Here is a 20958-nt window from a genome sequence, read left to right on the forward strand (position 1 = left end):
TCTACAAAAGGAGGATTCATTATATTCCGTGAAAATCTTTGGTAATACACTCGGGTGATTGGATCACCAGTCGCCCGTCAATAATATAGTGCAAGTTAAGAAATTGGGGGAGGTAAGCTGTGCAACTCGTGGATCATCCTTTTGTGAAGTTCGATCAACTCAAGCCAATTTACAACTTCACATATCCGTTATTTCGCACTATTTCAAATGAATTTTACAATTACCTAGACTTTAATAAACTAGCGCAAAGTAAGCAGATTCCACAAGCGCGTACCATTTCTCTTTATTTGCATATTCCCTTTTGCGAAACCATCTGTTCCTTCTGTCCCTTTCAGAAAGGGGCCTACAAGCGCATTAAGCAAATCGAATCTTATATGTCAGCGCTTACCACAGAGATCAGAACCAAAGGAAATTTCATTCGCTCGCTTAGAGGACCCATCCGCAGCATCTATATAGGGGGCGGCACACCGTCGCTTTTGTCTGCAGATAATATCCGACACATCGGAAAAGTATTGCATGGCGAATTTGAGCTCTCTTCCTTAACCGAGTTTACACTGGAAAGCGAACCGAAGAGCGTCACACGTGATAAACTTTATACTGCCCGTGAGATCGGCTTTAACCGGATCAGCTTCGGTATACAGAGTTTCATTGAGCGTTTCCGATCATTGTTTAACCTCACCTCAACACGTGAACAAATCAACAATACCGTGGCTTGGTCACAAGAGATCATTGGACATGTCGGTTTCGACCTACTATATGGCATGCACAGCCAGCAAGCCGAAAAACTATTATACGATTTGAAGCAAGCCAGCGAGCTTCATCCTGAAACCATCAGCCTCTATGCAATCAACAATCTGGCTATCACGTCGCAACTGCATAAGTCTTACGCACAAAAAGGGCTAAAGCCATCCAGCCTACAGCATCGACAGATGCTTCGCTTATTTAGCGACATCGTTATGCGCAGCTGCAGCTATGCGCCGTGTAATGGGCATTCCTATATCAAAATTGCCAATAACACTCCTCTAACGCTCGCTAAAACGAGTTCAGCTAATTATTTCCGCTATCACAAATATTTGCATGGTTATCATGACGATTATGTGGTTGGATTCGGAGCGTCAGCACTGTCGATTCTCGGATCACTCGTCACACGAGCCAATCCCAGTCGAAGCGGATACATTACCGACATACAACTTAAAGGCAAATCCAAAGTATACTACAATTGGGTATCAGCGGAGCAACAAGCCTCCAAGGCTTTGTGTATGAGGCTACCTTATAACGGTTATGCCAAAAAAGAAAGAATTGACTGGACCGCACTCCCCTCTTTCGTTTACAATAACCTACAACAGCTCATAGGTGCAGGTCTCATCGCAGAAAGTGATAACGATCTCCAGCTGACTCAGCGTGGTTGGCAATGGTATTCCAACCTTATGTATTTTCTTCTACCTCAGGCAGATAGGAATATCTTGGACGGCTATGTCTCAAACATGCTGAATACAACCGCCGTACTTGATGGGCCAGCGGAAACCTGTGTGGCATCTTAAGGAGAAAAGAATGTTCACTCTTTTTGCCAATAAGAACATACGCTATTTTTGCCTAACCGTTAGTCTGCTCGCCTTACTCAGCGGTGCTTTGCGTACTGCAATCCCGCTATTAGCAAAACAATCTGGATATGGCGTAGTCGGAGTAAGTTGGGCGCAAGGTCTCTTCTCATTAGCGTGGCCAATTTTCGGCATCCTTGCAGGCGCTTTACTTGATCGCTGCGACAAAATAAAACTTGCCACCTCGGCTCTCCTCATCTTCATGCTACTGCATATTGTACTGTTCGTACTGCTCATAATACAGATTGCTCCAGCCGAACAAATTTTCTTCTATGCAACCATTGCTGGATTCATCGTCGTTTCTGCCGAAGCTTATATAATGACGATTCCACCACTTATCATGGAGGGAGAGCGATTGATGACCTTCTACTCAATTGTCTTGTTTTTAGATTTCGGGGTCTCCTATTTTCTTGCCCCTGTCATAACAAGCAGCATTTTAGCGCATAGCACACTGCTATTTCTTGGCCTGTTAATCGTGCTTTTTATCACATTGATTTTTACCGCTCGCCGTGCTGTTCCGACATCGCCAACACCTGATAAAGAAAACATCACTTTTCGTTATATCATTGCCGGCTTTCGTTTCATTTTTTCAAATCGGCATCTTACCTCCCTTACATTACTCACATTCTTTCTATCGGTGGTATTTGGAGCATTCCTAACCTCGTTCATCTTCTTCGTTACCGACGGTCGGTATCTGGGCCTACATAGCAGCCAATATGGCGTGATGTTTGCAGCCTACGCGCTTGGTACAATGGCAGGTGCCCTATTTGCACCACATATACGCTATGCACCGGTGCGCCTAGCTGTTCTCACTGACGGTTTAGGAACGGTTATCTTGCTGCTGGTTCCAGCCTTTTCAAAAAGTGCTGTCGTCGTATGGGGCGTCACCTTTATTGCTGGCGTTGGAGCAAGCTTATGGTTTATTGGTGTTACCGCCTTCAGGCAGCGCCTCACACCAAAGCAACTTCTCGGGCGAGCTAATTCTGCTTTTCGGGTGATCGGCTATGCTGGAATGCCGGTCGGAAGCTTTTTGGTCGGCGTCCTTGGTTCTTTTATATCATTGCAGTTTGCTGCCGCCTTTATCGCTGGACTACTATTGGTGGCTATCGCGATAACGCTTCCGTTTCTTTGGCAGGCTGATCATATAGACACACCCAACCCTGCCACGAGGTAACAGCTGCCTTTTAAAAAAGACACGGTCAAAAAAGGCACACATACCCTATTACGCAATCGATTGATCGTTCTTTGGACGAGGAAATTATAACCGTAATGGCTGATAGAGCCAGCGGCACTAATGGAAGCAGCTAAACAAGCGTTAAAGGCAAAATAGCCCCTTTTGTTGCATTGGGCGATGATCTCAACGCCTATATGAAGGATGCAGAGAGCTTATAGCGTACGGAGCACAATTCTTAACTAAAAACTCCGCCCTAGCAATGCCCACTTATACTCCAATTAATCTGTCACCCGCTGGACATCAAATGCCTCACCCCTTTACTGCTCCTCAAAATACATTTTGCTGCACTTACGCGCCGTATTCTTCCTTTGGAATTAAAAGAGCAGCCCTCCTTTCCTAATTTAAGATCTCTGTCTACAAAACGCAGCAACAGATGCGACCATATATGCAATCACGCCTTAGGACCTGCATAGTAGAAAGCTTAGTTCAAGAGATTCATAAAGCCTATATCCCAATAAATTTACCACCCAATTCACCTTTTAAAAGGGCGGCTTTATATAAACCGTTAGAGCAAGCTATGAAATCCTTAGGTGTATTAGAAATAATTGGCGATTTTACCTCAGACCAATGTTGATTGACTTTTACTCGTGCATATACGCAAGCGGTGCTACTCTTTTCTCAGATAGAAAGGACATAATCGTTAGCATCTGACCTATTATTGTTTGAAAATAAAGAAAAAGTATCAGTGTGACTGATGATATTGAAGAGCTATCTCATTATGTGGCTGTACTTAATTACGGCATTGGGAAGCTAGACACGCAATCACCCATTTCTGCGCGCCTTCTGCATGATATTCATAAGATTTTATTACGCGGTAAACGGGGTACGTCCAAAAGCCTTGGCGAATTTCGCAAAGCACAAAATTAGCTTGGCGGTACGCAACTAAAGACAGCGTCATTCGTGCCGCCCGCTCCTACCACAGCCCCCCACTTTCTCTACCACCATCCCCCGCTTAGAATCGCGCCAACTCATTACCAGTGCCTCGTCAAACACCACACCAGTCTCAAGGGCGGTAAAATGCGCCTTGCCGCATTTAATCTTCAGCATTTCTTTAAGGCACAAATCAAACTCGCTATTCGTTCCTTTTGTTTCCAGTACAAAATAAAGCTTTTGCGCGCCTTCTCACTCTTAAACACCCCAAAATCCGGCGTGTAAGAGCCTATGAGCGTCATGATTTTAAAGCTCCTTGGCAATTAAAAAAATAATTTTACTTCGGAGGCATTATCATTAATTTTGCGCAAATTCTTTCTCAATTATAAACCACATGATCATATACACTCTTCTCACTCACCAGAGCTGTACGCTCTAAATTCGCCAAAAGTTAGCTACTTACAAAACATTCTTGCACACTATAGTCTTGGCCAGCTAGTTTTAAATATTTAATACCAGCAATAGTAAAATTGACATACGCTTTATCGAGGATTTCCTCCGCGCACTCTAAAAAAGCTTGCGTTTTTTGCAAAATCTAATACGCGCCCACTATTTAGCAAAACATCAATATCACAAGCTTCTTGATATGCTCGTTCGCGATATTTCTGGCTAATAGCCGCACAATCATTTGGCGCATTCAAATCGGTAAGCATCTCTACTAAAAACGATGGACAGCTATTAATTTCGACTCAATCCATATAAGATGACCCACACACTATTTTTTCCTGTGTCTTTATGTAAGTCATAGGCAAGTTCCTATTTAACAATATCTTCACTTTCAAACCTTCTCGTCTTTTATTAATTTTTTATCAGTATAAAGCCAGGCCAAATTAAGCGGGATAATTAAACATATACAAAGCAAGGTGAAACAAAAAGCTGCTTCTATACAAACATTGTTCGCCAACCAACCAATCAGCACAAGCGCTAAAATACCAAAAATACGTGCAAGAAAACTAACAATGGATAAAACCGTATTTGCATTCTTTTGTTGAATATGTTTAAAAAATTCTGCTTCAAACTGCGTTACGGGGACAGAAAAAAAACTGTGAAATACGGTGAATAAAATAATGGGGGCCCAACTGTTTGCAACGAGAAGCAGAGCAAGCATAACAACAGCACTCAGGACTAGTGAGTACAAAGTTATCGCCATAGGAGCGTATTTTTGCATAAGATATTTAATTACAAAGCGATTAAATAAGTATTTTACGAGAGTATAAGACACAAAGCACAGGCCAAGAATAAGAATTTTAGTCTTTCCTGTTGCATTGTCTAATACTCCTGTTTGTCCCAAAATAAAAGGTTGCCAAAAATGAAATATTGGTTGCAATGCGGCAACAATAAAACCACATATCAATATATAATATAACCCGATTTTTGAGGTAACTAAATAAGCAAAAGCTTCTGTTGCATGCAACAAAGAACCTGAGTCTATTGGCTGACTATTCGAAACGGATGCAATACCTATCCCCGTCACCCGACTAAACAAGAATACAAGTACGAGAAATCCGAAAGAACAAAAATAATATGCCGACTGATAATTATCCATACACAAAACAATAAGAACACCTAGCGCACCAGCAACCGTATTCATGAATGCCGTTAGTTCCCGCTTATAGGCGTTTACTTGGTGGTAGATCAAACTATCCTTGTAACCACCGCCGTCGATTAAGCCTTTAATCCATGTGCTATCAGCGCCAGAATATAAAGCAAAGCCTAAAGCATAAATAATTTCTGCCGGAATTAAGACAGAAAGATTAGGCGCGTAGATACATAAAAAGAAGAAAAGCGAAAAAAAGAAACATGATAAGATAACATTTTGTTTAACGCCGATTTTATCTCCTAAAATCCCACAAGGCACTTCAAAAATACAAATAGCTACGCTAAACACAATTTGCAATAAAGCTAACTGTGTTATGCTAACACCCATAGACAAGAAAAAAAAAGCATGGAAGGAACCTGTAATCAGCCGAACCCCGCTCATTGCCGCACAGCCATAGAGCAACTTTTTAACTTCATAATTTATCGCCATTAATATATCCAAAAGCTATAAAGCTGCCAGCTTTATATATTCTAAAACCTCAATTCAGAAGGGAGCTTCGAGCAGCCATTTTCTGCTCACTTGCTCGGGCTTTGAGCACAGTAACATCACCCCGCTTAATTTGATTTTTTCAGTTGTTTATACATATTTTTAGTTTTCATAACTTTACCTCCTGTATTAGAAGTGTGGATTATAGCTACCTTTTGTCGATTTATTATCTTGATATAAAAAGTTTGGCTGTCCTCCCCGCGCTCACGTTAAGTATTTCATGCACCAATCATTCTGCAACAACCACCGCAGCACTTGGAAACTCATGCGCCGCTTCGGGCAAAGTACGCTTATATTCACGCCAATTTGTCACCGGCTGGTCGTTAAATGCAACGCTCGTTTGCAGTGCAGCAAAATGCGCTTTGCCGCATTTAATTTTCAGCATTTCTTTAAGGCGCAAATCAAACTCGCTGTTTGCCCCTTTTGTTTCCAGCACAAAGTAAAGCTTTTGTTCGCCATCCCGCTCTAAAAAGACCGCCCAATCAGGCGTATAAGAACCAATGGGAGTGGCTATTTTAAAACTTCTTGGCAGTTTAAAAAACAATCTGACTTCAGGATCATTTTCAAGACTTTGTGCAAACTCTTTCTCCACACTGCTTTCATAAACCACATGATCATACACACTCTTCTCACTCACAACAGCTGTACGCTCTAAATTTGCCACAAGTTCTTCACTGGTAAAAAGCTCTTGCACACTATATTCTTTCCCGACCAGCTTTAAATATTTAATGCCATCAATTGTAAGATTAACATGGGTTTTATTGAGTATTTCTTCTATGCGCTCTAAAAAAGCTTGTGGATTTTTCACAAACTCATGCTCACGACCACTCTTTGTCAAAATACCAATAATTGTCTTTGCGGTTAATTTCAACTTTAAGGTCAGATAATGTACAATGTTCGGCAGTGCACACAAACTATAATCAAGCGTACTCTGCTTTAATAACTGCTCTTCGTAGGTCACACCAGCACTATCCAGTTCTATCTCTGCTGTCTGATAAACCAAATGCGCGGGCGCAACTGGCGCCATTTTTTTCACTGCATCCACTGCTTTGGCAATAAACTCTGTGCGATCAAGCTTTGCACGATAAGTGGTTTTTTTATTGATCTTCTCCCATAAGGACAAAAACTCGGGCGAAGCCACTGTTTGCTTTTTAAGCTTAACCCGCACCTCGCGCGCAGCATTACGAATAATCGGCATGGCTTGGCTCGCTTCTAGCGCCTGCAGCACAGCCTGCTTTTGCCCTTTACTAAAACGTTCACTTAAATCCAACGCCCCAGTCGCCCATTGCGCTTTTAATGTATCTGTGATTTTTCCTGCTGATGTAAGCAAGGCTTTTTCACGCAACTCAACCAATATATCAGCAGCCTCTTGCGAAGACAGAATTTTTGTTTCCGTCACAGCTGTCATATAAATCAGATTTTGCAGCGTCTCAACATTAATAAGTGCGCCTGAATCAATTTTTTTCATAATTTCTTGACGCAATTCGCGTGGCATTTCCTCCGCCCCTATAGCTTCAAATTCGCTCGCCACTAAATCCTGATCTACTTTAACGACACCCGCCTCGTCAATCAAATCTTTTGCAACAAGCGTTTTAATAATTTTTTGTGCTTGTGGCACTTCCACTTTAGCGGCTGCATATTTTACATCTTCATAAATACGGCCAACCAACTCCTCCATCTGCAATGTACCAAATTTATAACCAATATCCGCCTCTAATTCTTTTTGCAATGTACTCACAAACTCAGCAAAGCTTTCATTCACCATGACATGCAGCACATTTATATCTTTATCTTCCACCCGCTCACCTTGTTGGTTTACACACAAACGCAAACCGCGACCAATCTTTTGCCGCGCGGTAAAATTCGATTTTTGCTCAATCAACATACACACTTGAAACACATTCGGATTATCCCAGCCTTCTCTTAATGCCGAATGCGAAAAGATAAAACGCAAGGGGCATGCAAAAGATAATAACCACTCCTTATCGCGCATAATCGTGTTATAAGTGTCATCATCAGCTTGGCTGTCGCCCTTTGTATCCTTATACACGCCTTTCTTGTCTTGCGAGAAATAACCGCCGTGTACGTTTCGAACATTTTGCGCAAACTCAGTTCGCAAGGAGGCATATTTCTTTTTCGCCAACAGCTCTTCATAACATTCTTCAAACATACGCTCATAAAGTGCTGGCTCTTCATCATTGCTACGATATTTAGCCACCTCATCAATAAAAAAAAGTGATAAAACTTTAATCCCTAAAGGCGCAAGCCGCAATTCTTTATCTAAATGTGTTTCTATAGTGCGATAAATTTGCGCGCGTTTAAGCTCTACTATATTCACATCACCAAGCGCGTGGCCAAACTTGACAATTTCAGTATCAGAAAACTCAACGGCTTCATCCCCCGCCATGCAATTGATACCAGAAACAATATAACCCCTATAAAGCTCACGCCCGCCCGTAACGCGATACAGATCATCGCCTTGTCTCACTGTAACTGTTTTGCGGCTCACAGTGCCATTCTTTCCCGCAATATCCAACTCTAAGCGCGCCTTAAAGCCATGTTTGTGTGATACGGATTTCAAGGCAATATAGGGACGGTTAAAATCTTGCTCTATCTGATTAGAAGAAACACAAATTTGCTTTACCAGTCCTTTTTGATAAGCATCAACAGGTGTTAAACGATATAAAAGATTAATCTCATCTTTATGCGTGGCACTATAGCGGAAAACACAAAGCGGGTTAAGGCTCGCAATAGCCTCCTTCGCTTTTGCTGTATTATCCACCGATTGCGGTTCATCTATGATCACAATCGGATTTGTATCTTGGATATAACGCATAGCACTTTCGCCATTCAGTCTATCTTGCGGAAGGTTGATAATATTTTCTGCTTTTTTAAATGCATCAATATTGATAATCATAATTTCAATATTGGTAGAGCTTGCAAATTGGCGAATTTGCGAAAGATCTTTTGAATTATAAATAAAATAACGATAGGGCAGATTATCAAACTCTGCTTGAAAATGCTCCCTTGTTACCTGAAGTGATTTATATACCCCTTCGCGAATAGCAACACTTGGTACGACAATAATAAATTTGGTAAAGCCATAGCGTTGATTTAACTCAAAAATCGTCTTGCTATAAACATAAGTTTTGCCTGTTCCCGTTTCCATCTCAATAGAAAACTGCTTTTGCTCTAGCGTCTTACTCGCCAAGAGTTTATTGTTCTGTTGCACCTCTTGTAAATTTGCTAATATGCTTTCATCACTAATTAATAATTGATTACCACAACCAAATTCATTTAACGCTAATTGTCCTTGTTCTGAATGCAAGAAAATAGAAGAATTCCGTCGTGGTTGGCCTTTAAATAAATCAATGACGCTTTTAACCGCATCATTTTGAAATTCTTGTTGTTTAAATTTAAGTTTCATATCGCCGCCCCAATCGTCTCTCTATAGTTTAAATTTTATCAAAACTTACTTCATTGTCTTTAAAGATAAAGTCGCAATTAATAAGCGCCTCATCACTTTTAAAGGCCGCATCAAGCGCTACGATTTTTACGGGCAAATACTTTATCATCTCTTCCGCATCTTCGGGTTCAAAGGGCGGGTCTATGGCTATAATTACTAAGACATCGCCTTCGCTCTCGCCTATATAATAGAATTTTTTGCCATTGATTGGTAAAGGGTAAATTTTTAAATCCAGTGGCCAACCATATTTAAGTATGATCTCGAAGATAATATCTTGATGAGAGCGCTCGGGATTCACCCCCTGCAAAATATGATCCAAGCGCATTTGCAATTGTTCTTTAACATCAAGTGCATTCGGATCAATCGGGCTATCGTCCCATATGGAAAAGTTGGAACTATCGAGCTCTAGAACGCGAAATCCGGTGTCTAGAGGCTGCTCACTTGTGAGTTCTGCTTCATGCTTTTGCTTGATTTGTGCACCAGCGCGGCGAATACGTTCAATACCTATATCGCAGATAGTTTTATAACCAGCCTTATAAGCTTCGCTCTTCTCATCACACAATTCAGGCAATTGCACCATGATGAATTTGCGATTACCACCATCTTCGGCATTCAAAGCCATCACTGCATGCGCTGTTGTACTAGAGCCAGCGAAAAAATCGAGAATGATGTCGTTGTTTTGAGAATCAGTTGCAAGAAGCAACATTTTTTTTAACAAATCTACTGGCTTCGGGCTATCAAAATAAGCCCCCCCTAATAAAGCTTTTAAAGCTTTTGTTGCCTCTGCTGTATAAAATTTTTCATCCCACCAAGATGTAGCTACTCTCCGCGATTGCAATGCTTTTTCTTTATAATATTTTTGTTGGAGACCATTTGCTGTTTTTACAATCAACCCTTGATTGTATTTTTCTTGCATTGTTTCTTGGGAATAGCGCCAATAACCCGTTACCCCCTCAAACGTATAATACGGATTCCCCTTAGCTGCCCCACCAGGTCCATCTACGGGAATTAGCTTATATTCGCCAGTAGCGTCTTTCTGGTTGAAGCCTTCCGTTATAGGAGGTAGACCAAACTTATGTCGTTGAGAAAAAAGCGTAGCTATGTTTTTTGCGTATACTAAAATAAAATTGTGACTAGACGATATTATTTTATCATTAGATATAGACGCTCGGGACTTATGGCAAATTTGAATAACAAAATTCTCTTCGCCAAAAACCTCGTCGCACACTTTGCGCAAATTATGCACCTCGTGATCATCTATGGAGATAAATATCACCCCATCGTCACGCAATAAGGTCTGTGCCAAACGCAAGCGCGGATAAATCATATTGAGCCAAGCCGTGTGAAACCGCCCCATTGTCTCAGGGTTCGATTTTGTCGTTTGGCTCGTCACTTCCTTATATCGCGCCAATGGGTCTTTAAAATCATCACCATAGATAAAATCATTACCCGTATTATAGGGCGGGTCTATATAGATCATCTTCACTTGGCCAAAATAAGCCCGCTGGATAAGTTTTAACACTTCAAGATTATCACCCTTAATATAAAGATTATGTGTATTATCAAAGTTTACGCTCTCCTCGCGCTTCGGGCGCAATGTCGCAAATGAAGGCTTTTGAGCAAGCTTTAAACTTGCTCCTTTGCCCTTCCATTCAAATTTGAACTTCTCAAAATCATTATCAATATATTCGCCGCATAGATTAAGAAGCTGATCTATATTGAGCTTTCCCTCAGCAAAACATTGCGGAAAGGCTGCTTTTAACTTTTCTATGTCTGGATTAACTGGACTTTGACTCATGCCCTCTATTTTATCTTCACCTGCTATTATACTCATCTTTGCGCTTCTCCGTTACGCTTAGTATAAAATATGTCTATGAATATTTCTTTTGTACGTCGCAATTCCTTTTATCCTATTTATTTCTGTATCCTCTGCAAATTTACTTTCATGAAAAGTGTCGTATAAGCTGTTCTCTTTATTTTTTAAAGTTTCTTGTGCTTGTTTTATTTCTTTTTACTTACGCAAGTCAGCTAGATCAATTCGCATTACCACATGCGGCGATTTTATATTTTTTCTTGTGTGCTATTATGGCACTTACAAACATTATCAGTAAGCTTATCAATTGGCACAAACACATCCAAAATATGTCTATATTTTAGCATTGTCATATTTCTGACAAATCGAAAAACTGTATCGTCAATTTGATGACATGCCACCATGGGTAATTTAAAAATTGCGTCACATGTGGCTTGGTCAAGCACATACAAGTACTATCACTGTCAATTAAAACATAAATTTCTTCATCATTTATTTCGACGCAATAAAAACCAATTTCACAAGGGATTATATCGGCATCCACTGCTAGTTCTCCCTTGTCCGTGCAAGCAAGATTTGTTAAAATGCCTTTTACGGAGAGTAAGAACACCCTCAAACGCCCGACAGCATGTTGAAAATCCTCCCCCATGCCATAAAACGCTTTACCTTTATAGGTTTTATACTGTGCGCCAGATTCATAACAAAATATAGCTCTTATCATTTTGTCCCTGAATGATTTGTGTTGCCTTATCAATCATATAATTAGGCTCATGTGCAAACCATGCTTTTATAATCTGCCATAGGAATGTATTAATCTCTTGCACTCGCTCCTTAAATATATTGCGGCATGATTTTTACATTATCAGCAACGTTGGTATTAATTGCCAACCTTCATGACAATAAGCTTTAACAAAGCTTTCGCCTGCTTCTTTTTGTCGTCCAGTGAGCTAAACTCTTGCTCTAAGCCTTCTTCGGTGAATTTACGTCTATATATAGCGCCGCGTATTGATTTTATCGCTTGTTTAAGCACCTTTCTTGTCCCCTGTCATCCTCTCATCCACGCCTTAAAAGGACAAAAAATAAATAGCCATTCCAATTGATGTCGGTAATATGCTTGGCAATAGCTTTCAAGCTTTTGTAAATCTTTCCCTCATATTGATAGCCTTTTGGCACCACAAGCACATGATGCGTTTAGCCTAAATAATCGTCACTGAAATAAGTGTGCCATAAGCTTTGGACTCCTGCATTGACGTATACTTTACAGTGGCTATTTCTTGCTCTAATTGCTTACAACTCATTGTCTAATCCTCTCAACACATGAATGTTCTATTTCCTCGATTAGTCAGAAATAGTGTGTGTTCACAAAGTTAGACCAAAATGCAATTATGTCGAAAAATAACCAACGCTCAGCGCAAAAAAACAATTTATTCTTTTGCATTGGATAGCTCAACTCCCTCCACGCTTAGAACCAATAAACCTAAGCTTATTGATCACGTTTTTCTGTATACCTCAATCGATCAAACACAATTTAAATAAACTCCTCAATAATGACGGTATCTGCTAACTATACGCCTAAGCTTGTTACTGCTATAAGTCTACCGCGCACCCAAAACGAGAAATTTATATCCTATTGAAAAAAATAATAAATTTAGAAGATCCCTTCTTAAACGAAATCTCGACTAAATAAGATGGTTTGGGCATTTTTAGCAAAAAGAGAAAAAAATTCACTGTCTCAAGGAACTTGAGCTACGTTATCGATCATATGCAAAAAAGGCTGAGAAGTGCAGATTTCTTAAAGAAACAAAAGAAATGAGAATAGTTTTATAAAGGAAAACGGTACTGCACGCGATACATCGGTGCTAACGTTCTCTTTAAAAACACACAGATAATTACAACCAGCTTCAAAAAACAGCCTTACCAATGAAGTACTCGCTAGAGGGTTGCATGCACAACGCAATAATGGCACACTGATTCCCACAAGCGTGCTTCACATATTGTACGCATAGCCTGTACAGAGCCTACCGCTCCTAAATACTCAGACGTAATGCTACTGGATCGTACAGTGACCGCAGTTGCACCCTTAAACACCAGTTCCTACCATATCATAATGCTTGACAAAAGCATCATGCCATCATAGCAACCGCTTTGCGTATGGGTTCCACAACATAGTTCTACAAATTGTTGACGCATTGCCAAGCTAACAGTTTTCTTGCCCACCTACGCCAATGAGACCATCACTATCCTCTTTTTGAATCGTAAAACAAAATGATTTCCCATGAGCGATAAACCATCTGCTCAAAGTTCAGCTAGCTCAAACTCATAGCATTCTAAACCTTTAGGCTCGCTCTTCCCCCAATGGGGCATAGTCAGATATATCACTTTCCTCACCTATTCACGCGCTGGGATAAAAAAATCTGAAACTACGAGGCAACGCTGCATTTGTATGCAGCGTTGTTGTTAGGAATAAGCTTCTATTGAGATAGTTCTGATGGGAAGCACCCACAGCTAATGGTATAGGGATTAATTTGGATTCTTTCGAAATGCTATATATAAATTTAATGTGCTGCCCCAGAACACACCATCGGTAACCCCACTTAAAAGACCAAAAAGAAGGTTAAAATCAAAGGCATATTTCAAATCAGGTTCAATCTTGAGAAAAGCAATCAATATGAATTTGATGACAAAAGCGATAAGAATAAATGTCAGCGTCAACGGCGTACCAGGCCGAATAATTAAATCCGTTCCCTCTTTGATTTTTAAACGCGGAGTGGCACGCCAGAGCAACCAGCCAACGCCAACGCCGATCATCAGCCCCGCCAACATTGAGACTGCTCCCCAGCGCGGGAACGCCAGCTCTTTAATCACATCGCTTGCGCCCAAAAAAAGAAAGATTATCGGCAATAGAAAAAGGCGGTAAACCTTCATTTCTCTATCTTTCAATGCGATTATTCCCCTCGCGATGAGAAAAATAAGTAAAATCCAGGCCCATGAGGGAGTTCCAGTCAGAATGTTAAACAATGACATATTATGCTCCATGATGTTTGACGCGATAAAAATATTGTATGATGTTAGGAAGATATTTAGAAAAAAGAATACCGACCCAAATTAAACCCATAGTGACCAACCAAAGCTGGGGGGAGCATGTAAAAAAAGCCCCTAGAAGACCATTGGCAAAAAAGATGATGACCCAAATCCATGTAATATATTTATTGATGAGATAAAAGAGGATATGTTTGCGTTTTTCTTCAGAAACACCAGCAGGAGCATAAAAAATGGTAAAGGGTTTCTTTACCAGCAAGCTCATCAATGAAACCAGAGCAAGTGACAGATAGCAAAAAACTGTGGGGTAGTTCAGTAAAAGTGTAGACCATCCAGCGAAATAATTAACAAACAGGACAATAAATGTCAGAATGTTCGTAATCATCACGGGTTCTCCCTGTCGGATAAATTTAATATTCAGAGCAATAATTAATAATAAAAGCACAGTCAAGATGAGAGAGCGTTCGACCAGAGTTAAAACGCTTCCATTGATAACCCAGGAGTAAATACTCCACGGAATAAAAGAGATTATTATGTTAAACATGACGCATCCTCCTTTTTATATTTGATAGAAAACTTACCGCAAGTGCTTCGTTTTTTAGTTTCCGTATGAATATAAAAAACGCCACCCGGTTCACACTTTGTATCCTATTTAATGGTCAACTGATAGGTATCTTCCGAATAAACTGCTTCAATGAACTTTACTTTTTTCAGCGCAACAGATGCGATATTTTTCGCCCTACCCTGCGTGGTCAAAGCCAGAACCATCTCAATCAATAGTGAACCAGGACATACGGCGCGGGAGGGGAAATGTTCCTCAAAAAGCGGGTGATGCGCATTAAAGGAAAAAGTACAAGAATCTCCGGTTACGGAGGAAATCTTACATAAATCGCCTAGTAATGGAAGAGCGGCTTTCTCAGAACACGAGCTAGGGAAGCAGACCTTACTGACCATGATGATTGCCTGCGCAATAACGGCCCTGCTATTGCCGTATGGGCTGACCTTACAGTGAATACGGTAGGACTCATTAATGCGTTCAATATATCCTTCAACGCGTAACCGATCGCTATCAAAATGGGTGGTAGAGAAAAACTGTTCAACTATAACAGGGAGATAGCGATAAGTGAGATCCGAGTTTTTAGCCACCACGGTAGCGAATCGAACTGAAAACTGATGCAAGGCTTCGAGTAACAAGCCCTGTTTCAAATAGTTATGGGCTAAATTCCAGTGAGAAATATCGATTTGCCCGCAAGCACGCATCGGTGCGGTTAAGGTGATACTCTGACATATCCCCAAGAAATTTGGCTCGGTGCGATGCTTTATAGCCATAATTGGGGGACCTTTTTATATTTTTTTCTTAAATCCTTTGATGATAAACCGAAGGAATGAGCACTAAACCGCGCTTGATAGTGCGCGAGAAGTATCGGCATACGACAAACGAAAAAAGCCAACAATCCCAGCTCAGGAGAAGCCCGATGTTTGCTCATGATGCTTGCAATTAGAAAATCGACATTGGGTTGCAGTCCTGTATTGTCCAAAATAGATCGCGCAAGCGAACTCAAGGGGCGCATAGGCGCCTGAAAGCGTGAAAAAAAGAAATCAACCCGGACATCCCGTTGCATAATCGGATGACCAAACCCTAGCCAGGGTTTGTTTTTGCAATAATGCGTTACCAGCGCCTCAAGATTCCAAGATTCCCAGCTTCAATCTCATGGAGGACACTAGAAAGTCGCATGATAGCATATTTTCAGGCTCCCATATGCGCGGGGACAGTGGCACAAAACCCACCGATTAGTGCAGAAATGACGTCGCTCTTGGTACTGGACGCGTTACGTCGGTGCTAACCTTCTCTATTTTTTTGCAGAACAGAAAGCGCGTATCAGGCTCTCTAGCCATACTTAGAGTACGCAAAGTTATTCATCACTCTACAACACTTTAAGCGCGCAATTTTATGTTTTGTATTAAAGGATTTTTGCTTTCAAAATATACGAACAACATCACACAAAGTAGAATAAACAAGCTGCCCCCAACATTAAACCAAACCTTCTCTGTAACCATCACTGTTGCACCGAAACAGTTAACAATAGCGTGGACAAAAAAAGGCGCACACGCATAAAATTTAGAGCGCGTAACAACACCACGATACGCCAAGCACGTATTGAAAATATGCATAAGTATGACGCTCATTAAAGCACACAAAAAAATACTCGCTTGCGTCCAGGAATAAAAAATTACATACTCATTGGCTAATAACCTAGATCGAATAGGCCAGCCATTATAAACAAGGAAAGGCCCTAGCGCCTTATAAACTAATTCGCATAAACCCCAGCCTATGCCAATATTCAGCGGCAAACGCCACAACAAACTAGGCGAGCACCGATAAAACTTAGTAACTAACCAACGACGCATAGCTTCTTCTGCTACAACAAAAAAAACCGAAAATGTTAAAAATAAAAAAACAAGCGCCAGCCCCTGCTCTGCACGACTCTTGGTTTCAACAATACTCATCATATAAAGCGTTTTTATTACAGATTGCTCCCAAAAAGCAATAAACCCGCCAGCAATGCAGCTAGCAACAAACCATCCCACAGCACCAGCGACAACCAATTTGAACTTCAGAAAATGATGAAACACACATAGAAGAAAAACAACGCCAAGCACTTGCAGTAAACGTAAGGCATCAAGTTTATGTTCTGTTTCCGAGTAACGCCATACTAACAGAACAATCACCCCAAAAACTATGCCGCTCAACAGCACATTTATCCAACTAAAAGTAGAGCGAAAAAAATTATAAATGACAGCGCCATAAATAAGGCCTGCGAGAAGCGAAGTAATAAATAAAACCAACATTATTATGCCCCCTCATTTACTACAGCGTAACTGCTATTTTTCTTCATGGATAATCTATCTTGCACAAAATCATAAATTTGCCGCATAAGAGCAAACATAAGAATAGTAGCGATTGTATAATGCCCAATTGCAAGAAGTTCTGGCTCAGCGGCCCGCCATGAAAAGCGCGCCCAAGCCGCCAAGCATTGTAAAAGCAGGATAAGAACAAAAAAACGCCATTTCTTGTCAAGGCAAACCACAAGCATTAAAAAAGTTGATAAAAGATTCAGACCTATAATAAACGTATAATATATTACCGTCTCAAGTAAAAAAAGTAAGGCGTCCCTATCAAGACTAAAAGCCCCTTTTAGGATTTTCACAGTTTCTGGTAGAGATGTAAGCAGTGCAAGCCCTATAGCAGCCCCCCAAATCCCCATTCCCACGCCCAGTGCTGCCTCTACACCATTGCCATTATCTTCTGCCACCCAATGAGAGAGCAAAAAAAACTGCATAATCGCCATGCCTATAGGGAATAGACCAACAGCAAAAACAATATTAGGCGTACTATAAGCAGAAAAATCAAAAATCAAACTGCCTATCATACGCATAAAGCCGTATAGAAAAAAAATCAAAAGTACATAACAACCAGCGCTTGCCCCAATAATCGCCTTCGTGCCTTTAAACGTTTTAACCAAAGAGAGTAACCAGCGGTACCCCAATATAAGCGAAAGCGCCAAAACATAATAAGGAAAATAACTCGTAGCGCCATAAACATAAAGAAAAACAAGACACAAAACAACGAGCAAGAAAACCAAATGTTCAACCAATGTTTTTTTCTTCATCAAAGGAAAAATAGTCAGCACCAGACAAAAAACGGCGCCGATAACAGATAATGTCAATTTGTCAAGCATTATTGCAAGCCTCAAAAATAGAATTTATTAATATTGCATAGCCTGAAGAAATGTCAAACATAAACAAAAGACCAACTGCAAAATGAATTACAAAAGGCAGATAGGAATAAACCTTGCGCTTATCTTGGAAACCAAGATACATAAAACGCGTATTTACAACATGCATCAATACAATCATGCCCGCGGCAATAAGATAGCTGATCGCTTGTGGACAAGATTCAAATGCGACATAGCCCACCATTTGTGGCGCCCTATCAACACGGTAATTCAAGTAAAGAAAAAGAGCTGGGAGGGTCTTATAGCATAAGTCTAGAACACCCCAGCCCAGCCCGAAATAAAGGACCTCACGCGCAGCTAATTCTGGCTTATATACGCGAAGCAACCACAAACGCAAAAGCTCCGCAGTTAAAACTGATATCAAAAGGATAAAAAAGGGATAGTGTGCAGCAACCAAACTCATGTAATGCACCACCTCTGCTGCTGGCTATTATTAGCAGCAGACAAAGCAGGCAATGGCAACAAAGAGCTCAAATATACAAAACATGCCCCAATACACAAGGCAGCAACTGCACCACAGAATCCAAGAACTAAATATTTATATAAGTAGTGCTCGTACAGAATTAAAAGCATGCCAAGATAACATACCAAAAGCAAAGATAAGTCTGTAAGCCCACTTTCACTATGTGGATAAGCGAAGATGATAGCGCAGGAAAGGCCAGCTAGCCCCCCCAAAATGACGCGCTCGCCCAACAAGCCATTGTTTTTAAGGAGACGAGGGCTGGAACTTATCCCAAAACTAAGCAGCATTCCAAAAATTAAGTCAGACATATAATTTCCTTAAAGCGCCTTGCCCTCCCAAGCATACCAAGATATTATTGCGGGAGAAAAACTCCCTGCTAAGAGGCTGATAGTGTACCCCTTAGCAAAGCCTTTACCTTGTTAAAAAAGCCAGGTCAAACAACAATTTCACCACTTAGAGCGAGCACAATCCCAACCAGCTTTAGCAATACCCGCGGCTGCGCCACGGGACCCCGCCTACTATTGCTCCAGAAACTGCCCCTCCTGGGTTGGCTGCTCTAGGCTTTAGGATAACCCAAAGAACTATAGCCTCCTGTCTTCTCACTCAGTTTTCTTTTTAAACGGGTTAATCACGCTAAGCTTCACATTCTTTGATTTAATGTAACGCGCGTACACATAAACAACAAACATCAAACAAATCCAATTTCTAACCATTCTATAGTCATCATCTGTATGAACAAACGCTACATAATAAGAAACAAAGAGGCTAAAAAACAGCTCTGCAAGAACATCAAGGACCAACCAATAATATTTCTTTGTAGTAACAAAGAGAACCATCAAAAATGTCAAAAAAACTTGGCCCGTTAGAATAGCGAAACCAAACACTGCATAATCAAACATTTTTTTCACTGCCTCCCTGTTTGCAAAACCTATCTGTTGATAGATTTCTCGAAGGTCTGATAAAAGCAGTGATGACACAAAAAAGACACCTATGGCAAACCCACAGCCAATACAAATGCTTAAATCTAGCACTGACATAGATTTTTCCTTCAAAGCTTTAGCAATTAGGACATAGCGAGCCCCCCCTATCATCAACGGAATAATGAAAAGCAGATAAATATAGCCCAAAAGCTGCAGATCAAAAAAATCTAACAGAACGTCATCACTCACAACAATAAAACCAGCTGCGATGAAAAAAATGGGGCAACTTGCGATAATGGCCAAACTAAAGCATTTTATATTGTTTACTATATTGGGTATAAATTCAATGCAAAAAGAAAGAAAGAACATAATTATAGCAACATGAGAAGATGTTATCGGCACACCGACTATATACTCAAAATACTCAAAGGCATAAATGAGAGGAGGAATAACCAATGCCGCCACTATGAATGCAACTATGTTCTCCCTGCCTAACATGCTTTTTCCATTAATAGCAATAGTTTTGAGGAATAGATACAACATGCCAAACCACAGACAAAAATAAACGAGCACTATACTAAACTCGCCCATAGCTCCTCCTGTGCAATATTCCAAACATAAAGGTGGCACCTTTTACAGTACCACCGTTCTAGGCTTTAGGATAACCCAAAGAACTACATCAAAAGTGCATCAACATCCCACCACCTGAATTAGCAATAGATTGACCCAACAACTGTGTTCCACACTGGACAGCAGCCACACCATAACCGCCTATGGTGTCTCCGAATTCATTGCCTACAACTTGCCCAAAGCTTGCTCCGGCCATGCCAGCCTTATAATTACGCCCCCCTGCCCATCCTAGGACAAAACCACTCGCAAGGCCAACCTTACCACCATACTTGCTACCAAACGCAGTACCAGAGTTATATTTGCTACTAAAATTATCGGCACTGCAATAATCGTGCGAACGACTTGAACTTCCCATTTATTTCTCCAATTTAGTGTATAAATAAATCCCGCAAGATTACTTATGTCCCCGCGCCAGAATGGCTTACCCATAATCAACCACCGAAACACCCCTGGAGATATGAATGCACTTTCATGCAAGTTCACATTTATAATATATAGTTGACAAAATCAAAGTCATTGCGTCAAAAATATGGCATATTTTAGTAAATTTATGCTTACTTACTTATTTTATGTGTTTAAACTTAATGGTTTATATTATGAGCAATAATAATGAAAGTCGAATAAGATTCTCTTGGTTTACAAAATATACTAAAAGTATATAAATATACTGATAGAGATATTTATTGTTGCAATTGCAATCAGAATCATAGATTTAGTTAACCCGTTTATATTTCAAGCGATTATTGATCGTATCATTCCGTTTGGGGCAAAATTTGAGGAAAATCATCTGCGCAAGGTCTCTGCTCCGTGACGGCTCACACGCAAAAAAGCCCGCCAAGCACAGCTTTTAACCGCCTCACAAAACGCCAAAAATTAAGAATTAGAAAAGTTGTAACAAGACAAATGGTACGGTTGGTGGGATTTGAACCTACGACCTCTGGTGCCACAAACCAGCGCTCTAACCAACTGAGCTACAACCGCA

The 20958-nt window shown here is 40.6% G+C and carries 19 protein-coding genes, 1 tRNA gene and 1 pseudogene; 3 read left to right on the forward strand and 18 right to left on the reverse strand.

The features are described 5' to 3' along the window. Positions 1-119: 119 nt before the first annotated feature. The 3 genes from ACFIJ8_RS01305 to ACFIJ8_RS01315 all read left to right on the forward strand — a co-directional run bounded on the left by ACFIJ8_RS01305 (position 120) and on the right by ACFIJ8_RS01315 (position 3699). On the forward strand, positions 120-1541 hold the full coding sequence (locus ACFIJ8_RS01305) for a coproporphyrinogen-III oxidase family protein (protein ID WP_375638733.1): 1422 nt from the start codon (positions 120-122) through the stop codon (positions 1539-1541). A gap of 10 nt (positions 1542-1551) precedes the next feature. Continuing rightward, positions 1552-2772 carry an MFS transporter gene (locus tag ACFIJ8_RS01310; protein ID WP_375638735.1) on the forward strand — a complete coding sequence of 407 codons (1221 nt, stop codon included), beginning with the start codon at positions 1552-1554 and terminating at the stop codon, positions 2770-2772. Positions 2773-3519: 747 nt separating this feature from the next. Next, complete coding sequence (locus ACFIJ8_RS01315) at positions 3520-3699, forward strand: hypothetical protein (RefSeq protein ID WP_375628256.1); 180 nt, start codon at positions 3520-3522, stop codon at positions 3697-3699. A gap of 27 nt (positions 3700-3726) precedes the next feature. Here the strand turns inward: ACFIJ8_RS01315 and ACFIJ8_RS01320 are convergent. From ACFIJ8_RS01320 to ACFIJ8_RS01405, 18 genes and pseudogenes are all read right to left on the reverse strand, one after another. Continuing rightward, positions 3727-4025: pseudogene (locus tag ACFIJ8_RS01320) on the reverse strand (hypothetical protein). A 219-nt stretch (positions 4026-4244) separates the two neighbouring features. Continuing rightward, entirely contained in the window at positions 4245-4403 is a 159-nt protein-coding gene (locus ACFIJ8_RS01325; protein WP_375638737.1) for a hypothetical protein, read from the reverse strand. Between the two features lie 137 nt (positions 4404-4540). After that, the gene (locus tag ACFIJ8_RS01330) at positions 4541-5791 is read right to left on the reverse strand and encodes an MFS transporter (RefSeq protein ID WP_375638738.1); all 1251 of its coding nucleotides are present in this window, start codon (positions 5789-5791) and stop codon (positions 4541-4543) included. Between the two features lie 286 nt (positions 5792-6077). Next, positions 6078-9275, reverse strand: a complete 3198-nt coding sequence (locus ACFIJ8_RS01335) for a DEAD/DEAH box helicase family protein (RefSeq protein ID WP_375638739.1) — start codon at positions 9273-9275, stop codon at positions 6078-6080. Between the two features lie 28 nt (positions 9276-9303). Beyond that, positions 9304-11148 (reverse strand): site-specific DNA-methyltransferase, encoded by a 1845-nt coding sequence (locus ACFIJ8_RS01340; RefSeq protein ID WP_375638741.1) that lies wholly within the window; start codon positions 11146-11148, stop codon positions 9304-9306. A gap of 328 nt (positions 11149-11476) precedes the next feature. Then, entirely contained in the window at positions 11477-11848 is a 372-nt protein-coding gene (locus ACFIJ8_RS01345; protein ID WP_375638743.1) for a hypothetical protein, read from the reverse strand. Between the two features lie 332 nt (positions 11849-12180). Then, a complete protein-coding gene (locus tag ACFIJ8_RS01350; protein ID WP_081429731.1) occupies positions 12181-12309 on the reverse strand; it encodes a DUF2924 domain-containing protein in 129 nt (42 codons plus the stop codon). A 1338-nt stretch (positions 12310-13647) separates the two neighbouring features. After that, entirely contained in the window at positions 13648-14151 is a 504-nt protein-coding gene (locus ACFIJ8_RS01355; RefSeq protein WP_375638745.1) for a DUF6622 family protein, read from the reverse strand. Between the two features lies 1 nt (position 14152). Then, positions 14153-14710 carry a hypothetical protein gene (locus ACFIJ8_RS01360; RefSeq protein WP_375628270.1) on the reverse strand — a complete coding sequence of 186 codons (558 nt, stop codon included), beginning with the start codon at positions 14708-14710 and terminating at the stop codon, positions 14153-14155. 104 nt (positions 14711-14814) lie between these two features. Next, complete coding sequence (locus ACFIJ8_RS01365; protein WP_273787859.1) at positions 14815-15495, reverse strand: beta-hydroxyacyl-ACP dehydratase; 681 nt, start codon at positions 15493-15495, stop codon at positions 14815-14817. Next, entirely contained in the window at positions 15486-15788 is a 303-nt protein-coding gene (locus ACFIJ8_RS01370; RefSeq protein WP_338071673.1) for a hypothetical protein, read from the reverse strand. The genes ACFIJ8_RS01365 and ACFIJ8_RS01370 overlap by 10 nt, the downstream gene beginning before the upstream one ends. Positions 15789-16101: 313 nt before the next feature. Beyond that, a complete protein-coding gene (locus ACFIJ8_RS01375; protein ID WP_375638748.1) occupies positions 16102-17016 on the reverse strand; it encodes a hypothetical protein in 915 nt (304 codons plus the stop codon). A 2-nt stretch (positions 17017-17018) separates the two neighbouring features. Further along, positions 17019-17906 carry a hypothetical protein gene (locus ACFIJ8_RS01380; RefSeq protein ID WP_375638750.1) on the reverse strand — a complete coding sequence of 296 codons (888 nt, stop codon included), beginning with the start codon at positions 17904-17906 and terminating at the stop codon, positions 17019-17021. Further along, on the reverse strand, positions 17899-18366 hold the full coding sequence (locus ACFIJ8_RS01385; protein ID WP_375638752.1) for a hypothetical protein: 468 nt from the start codon (positions 18364-18366) through the stop codon (positions 17899-17901). The genes ACFIJ8_RS01380 and ACFIJ8_RS01385 overlap by 8 nt, the downstream gene beginning before the upstream one ends. After that, complete coding sequence (locus ACFIJ8_RS01390; protein WP_375638754.1) at positions 18363-18734, reverse strand: hypothetical protein; 372 nt, start codon at positions 18732-18734, stop codon at positions 18363-18365. The genes ACFIJ8_RS01385 and ACFIJ8_RS01390 overlap by 4 nt, the downstream gene beginning before the upstream one ends. A 291-nt stretch (positions 18735-19025) precedes the next feature. Beyond that, a complete protein-coding gene (locus ACFIJ8_RS01395) occupies positions 19026-19937 on the reverse strand; it encodes a hypothetical protein (protein WP_375638756.1) in 912 nt (303 codons plus the stop codon). An 88-nt stretch (positions 19938-20025) separates the two neighbouring features. Further along, positions 20026-20331 (reverse strand): hypothetical protein, encoded by a 306-nt coding sequence (locus ACFIJ8_RS01400; RefSeq protein ID WP_375638757.1) that lies wholly within the window; start codon positions 20329-20331, stop codon positions 20026-20028. A 549-nt stretch (positions 20332-20880) separates the two neighbouring features. Continuing rightward, positions 20881-20957 (reverse strand) — tRNA-His (locus ACFIJ8_RS01405). Position 20958: the final 1 nt, after the last annotated feature.

Source organism: Bartonella sp. MF74HXZ (genome assembly GCF_042194445.1).
In the GTDB taxonomy this organism is placed as follows: Bacteria; Pseudomonadota; Alphaproteobacteria; order Rhizobiales; family Rhizobiaceae; genus Bartonella; species Bartonella grahamii.

Bases quoted from the DNA above. Each gene is read 5' to 3' on its own strand.
- ACFIJ8_RS01390 (WP_375638754.1), bottom strand. From the start codon at position 18,734: ATGTCTGACTTAATTTTTGGAATGCTGCTTAGTTTTGGGATAAGTTCC.
- ACFIJ8_RS01375 (WP_375638748.1), bottom strand. From the start codon at position 17,016: ATGTTGGTTTTATTTATTACTTCGCTTCTCGCAGGCCTTATTTATGGC.
- ACFIJ8_RS01400 (WP_375638757.1), bottom strand. From the start codon at position 20,331: ATGGGAAGTTCAAGTCGTTCGCACGATTATTGCAGTGCCGATAATTTT.
- ACFIJ8_RS01330 (WP_375638738.1), bottom strand. From the start codon at position 5,791: ATGGCGATAAATTATGAAGTTAAAAAGTTGCTCTATGGCTGTGCGGCA.
- ACFIJ8_RS01385 (WP_375638752.1), bottom strand. From the start codon at position 18,366: ATGAGTTTGGTTGCTGCACACTATCCCTTTTTTATCCTTTTGATATCA.
- ACFIJ8_RS01340 (WP_375638741.1), bottom strand. From the start codon at position 11,148: ATGAGTATAATAGCAGGTGAAGATAAAATAGAGGGCATGAGTCAAAGT.
- ACFIJ8_RS01380 (WP_375638750.1), bottom strand. From the start codon at position 17,906: ATGCTTGACAAATTGACATTATCTGTTATCGGCGCCGTTTTTTGTCTG.
- ACFIJ8_RS01370 (WP_338071673.1), bottom strand. From the start codon at position 15,788: ATGCAACGGGATGTCCGGGTTGATTTCTTTTTTTCACGCTTTCAGGCG.
- ACFIJ8_RS01365 (WP_273787859.1), bottom strand. From the start codon at position 15,495: ATGGCTATAAAGCATCGCACCGAGCCAAATTTCTTGGGGATATGTCAG.
- ACFIJ8_RS01335 (WP_375638739.1), bottom strand. From the start codon at position 9,275: ATGAAACTTAAATTTAAACAACAAGAATTTCAAAATGATGCGGTTAAA.
- ACFIJ8_RS01360 (WP_375628270.1), bottom strand. From the start codon at position 14,710: ATGTTTAACATAATAATCTCTTTTATTCCGTGGAGTATTTACTCCTGG.
- ACFIJ8_RS01395 (WP_375638756.1), bottom strand. From the start codon at position 19,937: ATGGGCGAGTTTAGTATAGTGCTCGTTTATTTTTGTCTGTGGTTTGGC.
- ACFIJ8_RS01310 (WP_375638735.1), top strand. From the start codon at position 1,552: ATGTTCACTCTTTTTGCCAATAAGAACATACGCTATTTTTGCCTAACC.
- ACFIJ8_RS01345 (WP_375638743.1), bottom strand. From the start codon at position 11,848: ATGATAAGAGCTATATTTTGTTATGAATCTGGCGCACAGTATAAAACC.
- ACFIJ8_RS01355 (WP_375638745.1), bottom strand. From the start codon at position 14,151: ATGTCATTGTTTAACATTCTGACTGGAACTCCCTCATGGGCCTGGATT.